The 12,025-nt window shown below is 56.0% G+C and carries 10 protein-coding genes and 2 tRNA genes; 2 read left to right on the top strand and 10 right to left on the bottom strand.

The genetic code is table 11. The annotated features are described in order from the left end of the window. Window positions 1-35 precede the first annotated feature (35 nt). The 5 genes from B142_RS13595 to B142_RS0107515 all read right to left on the bottom strand — a co-directional run bounded on the left by B142_RS13595 (window position 36) and on the right by B142_RS0107515 (window position 4,876). Window positions 36-1,271: an IS30 family transposase gene (locus B142_RS13595; protein WP_420703252.1), complete on the bottom strand. Its 1,236-nt coding sequence runs from the start codon at window positions 1,269-1,271 to the stop codon at window positions 36-38. 518 nt (window positions 1,272-1,789) lie between these two features. Beyond that, window positions 1,790-2,419, bottom strand: a complete 630-nt coding sequence (locus B142_RS0107535) for an ATP-dependent Clp protease proteolytic subunit (protein WP_018120935.1) — start codon at window positions 2,417-2,419, stop codon at window positions 1,790-1,792. 38 nt (window positions 2,420-2,457) lie between these two features. After that, on the bottom strand, window positions 2,458-3,060 hold the full coding sequence (locus tag B142_RS0107530; protein WP_018120934.1) for an ATP-dependent Clp protease proteolytic subunit: 603 nt from the start codon (window positions 3,058-3,060) through the stop codon (window positions 2,458-2,460). A gap of 246 nt (window positions 3,061-3,306) precedes the next feature. Next, window positions 3,307-4,710 (bottom strand): trigger factor, encoded by a 1,404-nt coding sequence (gene tig, locus B142_RS0107520; RefSeq protein ID WP_018120932.1) that lies wholly within the window; start codon window positions 4,708-4,710, stop codon window positions 3,307-3,309. 92 nt (window positions 4,711-4,802) lie between these two features. Then, window positions 4,803-4,876: transfer RNA gene (locus B142_RS0107515), tRNA-Pro, on the bottom strand. Between the two features lie 150 nt (window positions 4,877-5,026). On the opposite strand from B142_RS0107515, the gene B142_RS0107510 reads away from it, so the two are divergent. Beyond that, on the top strand, window positions 5,027-7,381 hold the full coding sequence (locus B142_RS0107510) for an oxidoreductase (RefSeq protein ID WP_018120931.1): 2,355 nt from the start codon (window positions 5,027-5,029) through the stop codon (window positions 7,379-7,381). 26 nt (window positions 7,382-7,407) lie between these two features. On the opposite strand, the gene B142_RS0107505 is transcribed toward B142_RS0107510, so the two are convergent. Beyond that, window positions 7,408-9,153, bottom strand: a complete 1,746-nt coding sequence (locus B142_RS0107505) for a pyruvate dehydrogenase (protein WP_018120930.1) — start codon at window positions 9,151-9,153, stop codon at window positions 7,408-7,410. 178 nt (window positions 9,154-9,331) lie between these two features. Beyond that, window positions 9,332-9,406, bottom strand: a tRNA-Gly gene (locus B142_RS0107500). Between the two features lie 169 nt (window positions 9,407-9,575). Here B142_RS0107500 and B142_RS0107495 point away from each other — a divergent pair. Beyond that, complete coding sequence (locus tag B142_RS0107495) at window positions 9,576-10,400, top strand: hypothetical protein (RefSeq protein ID WP_018120929.1); 825 nt, start codon at window positions 9,576-9,578, stop codon at window positions 10,398-10,400. A gap of 74 nt (window positions 10,401-10,474) precedes the next feature. On the opposite strand, the gene B142_RS0107490 is transcribed toward B142_RS0107495, so the two are convergent. From B142_RS0107490 to B142_RS0107480, 3 genes are all read right to left on the bottom strand, one after another. Continuing rightward, window positions 10,475-10,948 carry a ribose-5-phosphate isomerase gene (locus B142_RS0107490; protein ID WP_018120928.1) on the bottom strand — a complete coding sequence of 158 codons (474 nt, stop codon included), beginning with the start codon at window positions 10,946-10,948 and terminating at the stop codon, window positions 10,475-10,477. Window positions 10,949-11,092: 144 nt separating this feature from the next. After that, window positions 11,093-11,380: a hypothetical protein gene (locus B142_RS13875; protein ID WP_018120927.1), complete on the bottom strand. Its 288-nt coding sequence runs from the start codon at window positions 11,378-11,380 to the stop codon at window positions 11,093-11,095. 2 nt (window positions 11,381-11,382) lie between these two features. Further along, entirely contained in the window at window positions 11,383-11,994 is a 612-nt protein-coding gene (locus B142_RS0107480) for a mycothiol-dependent nitroreductase Rv2466c family protein (RefSeq protein ID WP_018120926.1), read from the bottom strand. Window positions 11,995-12,025: the final 31 nt, after the last annotated feature.

Here is a 12,025-nt window from a genome sequence, read left to right as displayed (position 1 = left end):
AGACTGGCGAATTCTAGGGGTCGTGGAAACACGTCCTACGTTTCGGTTGACTCTAGCAGGGTTGCCATTCGTTCGGCCGGGGTGTCAAAACTTAGCGTCTTGCGTGGCCTGCGGTTTAACTGCATCGCTACAAATTCAAGGTCCTCAGCAGTGTAGAGACTCAAATCTGTTCCTTTTGGGAAATACTGCCGTAATAGCCCATTGGTGTTTTCATTAGTCCCTCGCTGCCAAGGCGAACCAGGCTCACAGAAATACACCGGGCAATCCGTAGCGATGCTAAAAGCTTTATGGCATGCCATTTCACTGCCTTGATCCCAGGTCAATGAACCTTTGAGGTGTTCAGGCAAAGTTCCTATCGCTTTGGCTAACGCTTCATTAACATCCAACGCACTATGACCGTTGGGTAGGTGTAACAACATAACGTAACGGGTGCTGCGCTCGACTAGAGTACCGATCGCTGATTTATTTGATTTCCCTAAGATGAGATCGCCTTCCCAATGACCTGGCACAGCTCGGTCTTCTACTTCTGCCGGGCGCTGAGAAATCATCACCATCGGATCGACAAAGCGTGTACGCCCAACACGTTGACCTCGTGGCTTGCGCTGCGTTTGGCCGCGGCGCAAGGCTGCGGCTACTTCTTTGTTGAGTTCACCTTTAGCCTGGAAAAACAACGACTGATAAATAGTTTCAGGACACACATACATAGTGTCATCATCGGGATAGTCTCTACGCAACCGCCCGGAAATCTGCTCAGGAGAATTCTTTTCTTTCAGCATCTCCCACACACGGCTGCCTAATTCTGGGTTGGCCTCAACCTTGCGCTTTTTCGGGCGAAACCTAGACAACACAGACTTACGCTGCGCATAGGTAGGTAGATACACACCGAATTCGTCTCGATTGCGTTTGAGTTCCTTGCTAATCGTGCCAGGTGAGCGGCCTAGTCGCCGGGCTATCTCGCGGACACCATAATTCTGGCGAAGCAAATCAAAAATAAGCTCGCGTTCTTCTACACACAAGTAACGCAATGAAATACGCTGGTCGATCCTTTCTTGAGGAATAACCTGAACCGGCACAGCTACCCGACCGTCGACATGAGAAATAACCTGCATAAGCCTGTTATACAGTGCAACGTCGGGACCATCGGGAACAAACGGGACACGCGCGCCACGCAGCTTTATCACACCCTTATCAATATCCAAAGCATCACGCGGATTGATACCACACGCCAGGGCTGCATCTTTGCGTCCTAAAGCATTCGCGCGTAGTTGCAGGTATTCACACCGACGAGATGTAGCTGCTGCTCTACGCCCGTGTGAGTTTCGCTGCCATAAGCCCAGCTCGATACCAATGCGATAGACCACGCTTGGCCCGACAGATAGTATTCGCACGATTTCCATCGGGGCCAGGCCATCCAGCCACAACCGAGTGATTTCTTCTTCTGTACCTGGGCTTACCGGCTTTTTACTCCTCATCGGCAGTTGAAGCTGATGTGCAAGCCGGTAAGCCACAGACAACGGCATGTCAACCACACCAGCAGCAGCACGAACCGAATCACCGGCCCGAACAAGAGCACAAAAGCGAGTAGTAACAGCAGAATCCGGATCCCACTTCGCTCCCACACAATCACCTAACCCATGTCAGGTGTTTCCACGACCCCTAGAATCCAAGGACAGAAGCAGACACAGAAAATCCCTTCCGTCGCGCTTAGGCAGCGGAAGGGATTTGTAGAGGAACCACTACAGTTCCACCGTAAATAGCCAACCTACGATGTAGGACAAATGGCTACAAACTAGTTATGGTTAGCCTTGCGGTACTCAAAGACGCGATCGATGATGCCGTATTCCACAGCGTCTTCGGCGGTCAGAATCTTGTCACGGTCGGTGTCAATGCGGATCTGCTCGGCGCTACGCCCGGTGTGTTCTGCCAGGGTGCGTTCCATCAGAGTACGCATACGCTCGATTTCAGCGGCCTGAATCTCCAAGTCAGAAACCTGGCCCTGGGTTCCGGAGGTAGCAGGCTGGTGAATCAACACACGTGAATTTGGAAGCGCAGCACGCTTACCCCGTGAACCAGCAGCCAACAGCACAGCAGCGGCAGATGCAGCCTGGCCCAGGCACACTGTCTGCACATCGCAGCGCACGAAGCGCATGGTGTCATAGATTGCCATCAACGCGGTGAAAGAACCACCTGGCGAGTTGATGTACATGGTGATATCACGGTCTGGATCCTGAGATTCCAGTACCAACAGCTGTGCCATGATGTCGTTGGCTGCGGTGTCATCCACCTGGGAAGCCAAGAAGATGATGCGCTCTTCAAACAGCTTGTTGTACGGGTTGGTTTCCTTCGTGCCGTTCGCGGAGTGCTCCAAAAACGACGGCAGCACGTACCGCGACGATGGCATCTGGGATTGGTTCAACATGAAAGTAGTTCTCCTCTTACCTGTTTCGTGGTTCGTGCCTAGTTAGTGACGGTGCCGCCTTGGGCAGCGGAAATAACATGATCAACCATGCCGTAATCCAGTGCCTGCTGCGCGGTGAACCAACGGTCGCGGTCAGAGTCTTTCGTGACCTGCTCAAAAGTCTGGCCGGTGTGCTCTGCAATCAGTTCCGCCATCTCGCGTTTCGTCTGCGCGAACTGCTCCGCCTGAATAGCGATATCCGCTGCGGTACCACCGACACCAGCGGATGGCTGGTGCATCATGATGCGCGCGTGCGGCAGTGCAAAACGCTTGCCTGGCGCACCAGCGGTGAGCAGGAACTGTCCCATGGAAGCAGCCAAGCCCATGCCATAGGTGCGCACATCGCACGGCGAATACTTCATGGTGTCGTAGATCGCCATACCAGCGGTTACCGAGCCACCTGGGGAGTTGATGTAAAGAGAAATGTCGCGGTTTGGGTCCTCCGCGGACAGCAACAAAATCTGCGCGCACAACTTGTTCGCAATTTCATCGTCCACCTGGGTACCCAGGAAGATGATGCGTTCACGCAACAGACGCTCATAGACAGAGTCGCCCAGGTTCATGCCTGTCGAACCTGCGTCGCTCGTAATTTTGTCAGACATTAGTGTTTCCAACTCCTGTTAGTCGTCGTCCTCAATGACACCAGCGTACCCGCCGCTTTCGGGCCCGTCAGGTGTGTTCGCTGTCAGCGTTTGCACCAGTTCAACACCCGCTAGCACCTGCTGCACACCTCCGATGCGCAAGGACTGGCTGCCAGTAGTAGACCAGTGCTAGCTAGACAAAACCCGCCGACCGAGCTGCATGAGCTCGACCCGGCGGGCGTTATGCATCAGCGTGCTGAAAAGATTTTACTTCTCTTCGGTGTTTTCCTGTGCTTCGCTCTCCTGTGCTTCGGTGGCAGCAGCAGCATCGTCGGCGCCGTCATTGTTGTCTTCCTCGCCGAAGTAATCCTTCGGATCCACGGAGTTGCCGTCAGTGTCTTCAACAGTGACGTTGCAGATAGCCATAGCCAGTGCTTTGCCGCGACGGACGTCGGCGAACAGGTTTGGCAACTGGTTAGCCTGCTGCAGCTGCTGCATGAACTGGCCCGGCTCCATGCCGTAGGAACGAGCGGTGAACATGATGTGCTCGGTCAGCTCTTCCTGAGAGACCTCTGGCTGCTCCTGCTCGGCCACAGCATCCAAGAACAGCTGGGTGCGTACGGAATCCTCGGCGGATTCGCGCGCTTCCTTGTCGAACTGCTCGCGGGAAGTACCCTGCGCCTCCAAAAGCTGTGCCAAGGCCTTCTCGTCGCCACCAACCTGGCCCAGCACCTGGTGGTACTGGTTGTGCACCTGGTCATCAACCACAGTCTTTGGCAGTTCGAACTCAACCTTTTCCAGGGCAGCCTTCAGGACCTCATCGCGGATCTCTGCCGCCTGCTGTGCCTTGACGGATTCCTCAGCCTGAGTACGGATGGCATCGCGCAGTTCGTCGGCAGTGTCGAACTCAGAAGCCATCTGGGCGAACTCATCGTCGAAGTCCGGCAGCTTGCGCTCCTGGGTCTTCTGTACGTGTACGGAAACTTCCGCTTCTTCGCCGGCGTGCTCACCGGTTTCCAGCTTCGCGGTGAAGGAATTATCCTCACCGGTCTTCATGCCACGCAGAGCGGTGTCCAGGCCCTTGATCAAGTTGCCGGAGCCGATCTGGTAGGACATCGCCTCTACCCTGGCATCTTCAATCTCTTCGCCGTCGATTTCTGCAGACAAGTCGATCACAGCGAAGTCATTGGTCTTCAGCTGACGCTTGGTTTCCTTCAACTCACCGAAACGGTCACGCAGCTGGTCAACCTGCTCTTCGGTTGCCTCATCCAGCGACTTCAGTGGAGCAACGGATACCTTGATCTTGGAGAAGTCCGGTACCTCAATATCTGGCTGGACATCAACCTCTGCGGTAAATTCCACGAAGTCGTTGTCTTCAATCTGCTTGATATCAACCTCAGGCTGACCGATTGGGTTGATGTCGTTTTCTTTCATGGCCTCTTCGTACTTGACCGGCAGCATGTCGTTGACGACCTGCTCCAGTACTGGGCCACGACCGAAACGCGCGTCGATCAACTGACGAGGAGCTTTACCCTTACGGAAACCTGGGATAGTCACCTGCTGCGCGATGGCCTTGTAGGCTGCGTCGATTTCCTTATCAAGCTCAGAGAATGGGACATTCACGGTGAGCTTCACGCGGGTATCGCTCAGCTTGTCGACGGTTGTCTTCACGAGTAACTCTCCTGGTTTCTCATCGAGGGATAGTTCTATTACTTATTTTATTAAACAGGGGCCCTTAGCGCTCACGCCCAGGGCCCCATTTGTCGGGGCGACAGGATTTGAACCTGCGACCTTCTACTCCCGAAGCAGACGCGCTACCAAGCTGCGCTACGCCCCGTGATCACTCACACGCAGCAACCGCATGTGAACACGACCCCGTAGTCTACCTGCCCTATTTTCATCGCGCACAGCCGGGGTCGACTATTTCTCCCCACCCATGAGCGGTGACGAATTTCTGTTATGCAGCACACACGCTATTGTGTAACGCATGACACATTCCGTGACTGATTCTGCTTCTCAATCCACTGCCAACGCCACTAACCACGATTCGCCTGCCAACCCTGCCACCGACGCTTCCGCATATTCGCGACTACTCCAACCGATCACCGTCGGCAAGAAACGCTTCCGTAACCGCGCAATCATGGGCTCGATGCACACCGGCTTAGAAGACGACCCGGCCGACGCGCCGAAACTGGCAGCCTACTTCGCAGAACGCGCCCGGGGTGGTGCCGCGGCCGTAGTGACCGGTGGGTATTCACCGAATCAGCTGGGTGTTTTAAGCCCATTTGCACACCCGTTCAATAACGAGGACATGGTGAACGCCCACAAACAAGTCACCGCGGCTGTCCACGAACACGACAGCCTGGCGTTTCTGCAGCTACTGCACGCAGGACGCTACGCCTTCCACATGGAATCGGTCAGCGCTAGCGCCACCCAAGCACCGATCAGCCCGTTTCCTTCTCGTGCGCTGTCCGACGAAGAAGTCGCACAAACCGTCCAGGATTTCGCTCATTCGGCCAAACTCGCCGCCGAGGCCGGCTACGACGGGGTGCAGATCATGGGCTCGGAAGGCTACCTGATCAACCAATTCCTTTCCTCACGCACCAACCAGCGCGACGACCGCTGGGGCCAGCAACGCAGCCTGTTCGCCTTGGAAATCGCCCGGGCTGTGCGTGCAGCCGTGCCCGACGATTTTCTGGTGGATTTCCGCATGAGCATGCTTGAATTGGTCGAAGAGGGCCAAACCCAAACCGAAATCCTAGAGCTTGCACGTGGCTTGGAAGAAGCCGGAGTCGACATGCTCAGCACCGGTATCGGCTGGCATGAAGCCCAGGTACCAACGGTGATCACCAGCGTGCCGCGTGCAGCATTTAGCTGGGCCACCGCGCGTGTGAAAGAACATGTCAACATTCCGGTGGTCTCATCCAACCGCATCAACACCCCAGAAGTTGCCGAGCAAGTACTGGCCGGAACCTGGGATGACACCGGCGTAGAAACCGATTTCGTCTCGATGGCCCGGCCATGGTTGGCGGATCCAGAATTTATCAACCGGGTGCAGTCTGGAAACGCGCGCCAGATCAACCACTGCATTGCGTGCAATCAATCCTGTCTGGACCATGTTTTTGAAAACAAGCGCGCTACCTGCCTGGTCAACCCCCGTGCCGGTTACGAAACCGAGCTGACCTTGCAGCCGATCAACGGAGGCAACACTGGTGCTGATGAAATTCCTGGTAGCTCAGGAAACGCTGCCCCCAAAGCTGCGGTGATCGGCGGCGGTGTCGCTGGCCTATTTGGTGCAGAAGCACTGGCTAAACGCGGATATTCCGTCGAAGTATTTGAAGCAGCAGACACCGTCGGTGGGCAGTTCCGCCTGGCAATGCAAATCCCTGGCAAAGAAGAATTCCACTATTCCTTAAAATCGGTGCTCACCCGGCTGGATGCGCACAACGTGAAAATCACCACTTCTACCCCGATGACGGCCAACGAAGCTTTCGCCGCAGGTTTCGATGAGGTTGTGATCGCCACCGGCGTGCGCCCACGCATACCGGAAATTCCCGGCATCGAACAGGCCATGGCTGGCGAGTTCAACGTCGACGTCATCACCTACGCGGAATTGCTCTCTGGTGCCAAGCAGGCTGGCAAGAAGGTGGCGATTGCTGGTGCCGGTGGGATCGGCTTCGACGTCGCAGAGTATTTGGTGGAAGCTCCAGCTGATGCGGGGGCTGATGGAACTGCTGGAACTGCGGACACCACCACCGCAGACATCACCGCCGAGCCGCAACCAGCAACCATTGGCGAATGGGAATCCGCCTGGGGTGTCAGCCGCCGCGCGGATCTGCCCGGCAACCTGGAACGCCCGCACCCGCCACGGGCGCAGCGCAAAATCACGATGCTGCAGCGCAAGCCTTCACCGCAAGGGTTGGGCCTGAACCGCACCACCGGATGGGTGCACCGTATTTCCGTGGCAGCAGCCGGTGTAAAGCAGGTCAGTGGCGTTGCCTACACGAAGATCGACAACGACGGGCTGCACCTGAATGTGCCGGTCAACGACGCCACCAAGACCTCGAAGGCTATCCGGAAGGCACAGAAGGCGGGAGATAAAGAGAAGGTCGCCGAGCTGGAAGACGACCTGAAAAATAACCGCACCGACACCGTCTTGGATGTCGACACGATCGTGTTGTGCACCGGCCAAGAGTCAGTCATCGAAGCAGACTTCGAGAGCTTAACCAAGGAGCAACGCTCCCGCGTGCACGTTATTGGTGGCGCGGATGTTGCCGCTGAGCTCGACGCCGCACGTGCTATCCGCCAAGCTGTCGAACTCGCGGCCGAGCTGAAACGTTAAACCGTACGCGCTTACGGCGTAATTTTTTATGGACGCGGAATGTTGCGCAAATTTGACCGCGCCATCGACAGCATCTTGCCCACACCACCGTCGAGAACGGTCCGGCCAGCTGCCAAGGCGAAGCCCTTGAGCTGCTCGAATTCGAGTGTTGGCGGCATGGACAGCGCATTCGGGTCGGTGATGACGTCGATCAATACCGGACCGTCCATCTCCAAGGCCTCTTTCAGCTGCTGGCGCGCCTTCTTCGGGTCCGTGATGCGCACCGAAGGGATGCCCAAGGCTTCAGCAGCACCGGCATAGTCCACGCCATCGTGGTCGGTGCCGAATTCCGGCATGCCCTCGACCAGCATCTCCAGTTTCACCATGCCCAGCGAAGAGTTATTGAAGACCACGGTTTTCACCGGCAGATTGTTGCGACGTACCGTCAACAACTCACCCATCAACATCGCCAAGCCGCCATCACCAGAGAAGCTCACAACCTGACGGTTGCGATCTGCTTGCTGCACGCCAATGGCTTGTGGCAGCGCGTTGGCCATGGTGCCGTGCTTCCAAGAACCAATCACGCGGTTACGGCCAGTGGGGTTGATATAACGAGCCGCCCACACGTTGCACATTCCGGTATCGACGGTGACCACGGCGTCGTCGTCAAGCAGCTCATCAATCTGATCGGCGAGGAACTCCGGGTGGATCGGGGTGTGCTTCTCGACGTTTTTGGTATACGCATCCACCACATGCGTCAACTCGCGCTCATGCTTTTTCAGCATCGCGTCCAAGAAGGAACGGTCCGTCTTTTTCTTCGTCTTTTCCAGCAGCGCGTTGACGGTTGGTAGCACATCGCCGCAGATAGCGTGGCTGAGTACCGCGCGGCGTCCCAGATGCTCCGGGTTGTTATCAACCTGCGCGATCACGACGTCAGAGCCATCTGGCAAGAAGTCCACGTATGGGAAGTCCGTACCCAGCATTAACAGCAGATCGGCATCCTGGCAGGCGTCGTAGCAGGCGCCGTAGCCCAGGAGGCCGGACATGCCGACGTCATACGGGTTGTCGTATTGAATAACTTCTTTACCGCCCAGCGCGTGCCCGATTGGGGCGTGCAGATGAGTCGCTAGATCAATAATCTCGTCGTGCGCACCGGCAGAACCAGCACCAACAAACAGCGTGATCTTTCCTGCTTTGTCGATGGCGGCAACGAGCTTGTCGACGTCGGCAGCGTCCGGAATCATCTGCCCCTTCTTGCGGGCGATTACTCCACCGCTCACCGGCTCGTCGACCTTCTCCGCCGCGATATTACCGGGGATAACCAGCGTGGATACTTGCTTGTTGCCAATCGAATTCTGCATGGCGGTGTGCAGGATGCGCTGACCCTGCTTCGCGGAATGCGCGACTTCGATATAGCCGGAGCATTCCTTCAACACTTCTTGCGGGTGGGTTTCTTGGAAGAAGCCGGTGCCAATTTCTTCACTCGGGATGTGGGTGGCCAGTGCCAGGACGCGGGCGCCGTTGCGGTGGGCGTCGTACAGCCCCTGCACCAGGTGAGTATTTCCCGGCCCGCAGGAGGCGGCGCACACGGCGAGTTCACCAGTAACGAGGGATTCTGCGCCAGCGGCGAAAGCTGCGGATTCCTCATTGTGGACGTGGATCCATTCCATGTCCTTGTGGCGGCGAACGGCATCGACGATGGGGTTCAGGCTGTCACCGACGAGGCCGTAAATGTGGCGCACGCCTTGTTTGGCGAGGGTGTCGATGAGGAAGTCTGCGTAGGTTTTCGACATGTAGTCAAAGCTCCTTGGAATACGCTGTTTATGAATAATTGTTCAACAGCATTCCAGCCTACGCCGATTTGGCAGTAGAAAAATCCCGTGAGACTGATCTTACAACTGAGTGTTTATATCTGTGCAGATATTTCCTCAGCGCTGCTAGGTTACTAGCGATCAGCCCCACGGGATGATGTGGAGGGAATGACGGGAATCGAACCCGCGTCTTCAGCTTGGAAGGCTGAGGTATTAGCCACTATACGACATTCCCCTTACACCTTTGCGGTGCGTTCAATAGCCTACAACATAATCGCGATAGCGCCAAAATTCGCCCCTTAGCTCCAATTAATAGCTGGTAAAGCGGCACGGATACTCCTGTACACCGCTGCCGTACAGAATCGTTAGAATGGCGACAAAACATTTTGGGAGTGAGAGTAAGCATGGAAATTCTGTTGATCGTTCTGCTTGGCGTCGGCATCGCGTTTTATGTCGCCAGCCGGAACAACAAGAAGCAAATAGAACAAAACAACCAGAATGAGCTGGACGACGCGCGTGCCGACGCACAGCGCTGGATCGACCGCTTAGGTTCGCAGGTCTACAGCATCGACGGCACCGATACCGCCTCGAAGCAAGCCATGTCTGATGCCTCCGAGCGCCACAACGCGGCAACCTCGGCACTATCTTCTGCCACCACCGTGAAGCAAGCCCGCTTGGCCCGCGAATCCGCACTCGAAGGTATGCACTATGCCAACGCGGCACGCGAGATCATGGGCATGTCTACCGGTCCGGAGATCCCACCGCTGGAAGGCCAGCGCAACGCTGGCAAAGTAACCGAGCGCCGCGAGATTGACCACGAAGGTGAACACATCATTGCTTCGCCGAAAGCCAGTGACGATGCCCCGCACTATTACCCTGGCGGTAAGGTTGCTGGGCGTCCGGTACCAGCTGGCTGGTATTCCACCCGCTGGTGGGAGCCTGCACTGCTTACCGGCGTATGGGCCATGAGCTCGGCGATGATGTTTTCCATGATGTTTTCCGGAATGGCAGGCGTTGGCTATGGTGCTCAAGATTTTGAATCCGGGGCTGGCGAAGGCCTAGATGGTGCTGGAGCCGACGGTGCCGATGGTATGGACGGCGCAGATGGCGGCGACATGGATGGAATGGATGACATGGGCGGCATGGACGATGCAGGTATGGACGACGGCGGTGGTCTATTCGGGGGCGGCGATGACGGCGGCCTGTTTGACCTCGGCTTCGATTTCTAAAACCAAGGCCTAAGCTAAGCAAGCACCCCATTGTTGGTTCAACAATGGGGTGCTTCGTCAGCAGCCTCAGTTATTTAGGCGCTTGGTACTTCTGGGGCTACACCAGTGCGCTCGTATTCCGCCAAAATATCAATGCGGCGCTGGTGGCGCTGCGCTGCCGACCATTCCTGATCCAAGAACGCATCGACGATCTGCAGTGCTTCTTCCTCCGAGTGCATGCGTCCACCGATACCGATCAGCTGTGCGTTGTTGTGCTCACGCGCCAAGCGTGCAGTTTCTGGCGACCACGCCAATGCGCAGCGTGCACCTTCTACCTTATTAGCGGCAATCTGCTCACCGTTTCCAGAACCGCCCAGAACGATGCCCAGCGAGCCTGGATCGTTCACGGTGCGTGTCGCTGCGTCGATGCAAAACGCTGGGTAATCATCGTCGGCGTCATAGGTGTGTGCACCGCAATCGATCACCTCATAGCCAGCTTTGTTCAGGTGGTCTTTGATCAGGTTTTTCGTCTCAAAACCTGCGTGGTCTGCTCCAAGATAAACGCGCATACACACAATAATAGCCGCCTGGCAGAAACCAGACGGCTAAATTGTTCAGCGTTGCGGTAGTACGGTGCAATAGTTCACCGCACTGAGACGCTAAGGCGCTAAAACCACACTAAAACACAGTGTGCACGCCTACCGCATCAGCGATTAACGCGCTGGACGCTGCGCCGGAGCATCAGCTTCAGCACCAGCAGAATTGCGGTTAGTAATCATGCGATAAACCAACCAAATGCCCAATGCCAGCAGCAGCCATGGCAGAAGCTTGAACACGACGGCCACGGTGGATGCCAGGCCGGTAATCACAGCAACGATGGAGGCAACCAAGCACACGCCTGCAGAAATCAAAGCCACCATGGCATTTTGCCGCCAAGAATAAAAGGCAGCGGCACCGCCCAGAGCAGCGATGATCAGAGAAGTAATAAAAGTACCAAACATAGTTACACCTGTGGGTTTTCGGTTCGGGAACGTTTCAATTCGAAGAAGTATGGATACTGTCCTAAACGCAGCGCAGCGTCGAAAAGTTCCCCAGCCTCTTCGCCTTCTGGAACACGGGTAATAACTGGGCCGAAGAACGCCGCATCACCCAATTGCATTACCGGAGTTCCCACATCATTACCGACCAAGTCAATGGCCTGCTGGTGGTATGCGCGCAGCTTCTCATCGACCTCGTCGCTATTAGCCAATTTCGCCAGCTCGACGTCGGCGTCGATGTCTTGCAAAGCCTGCACGATCAAATCATCGTAAGCACCGTAGCCCTTTTGGCCGCCGTTGCCTTGCTTATGAATCAATGTGCCCAAAGCCGTGTAATAGGCATCAACCTTGTCAGGGTGCTGATCTTTCAACGCGGCAGCAACCCGGGCTGGTCCCCAGTTGGCTTTCATCATCTCGGCATAATCGGCCGGAATATCTGCGCCCTCATTCAGCACGGACAGAGAAAACGGCATCCACTCGACCTGCACGTCGCGGACTTTCTCGACTTCCTTCATCCAGCGGGATGTCTGCCATGCAAACGGGCAGGAAGCATCAAACCAAAAACGTACGGTTTCCATTGTGTTCTCCTTAATTCTTATTTGACCATCC

Source organism: Corynebacterium propinquum DSM 44285 (assembly GCF_000375525.1).
Taxonomy (GTDB): Bacteria; Actinomycetota; Actinomycetes; order Mycobacteriales; family Mycobacteriaceae; genus Corynebacterium; species Corynebacterium propinquum.
The sequence above is the reverse complement of the archived record's forward strand: the minus strand, read 5'-3'. Positions and strand labels throughout refer to the sequence as shown.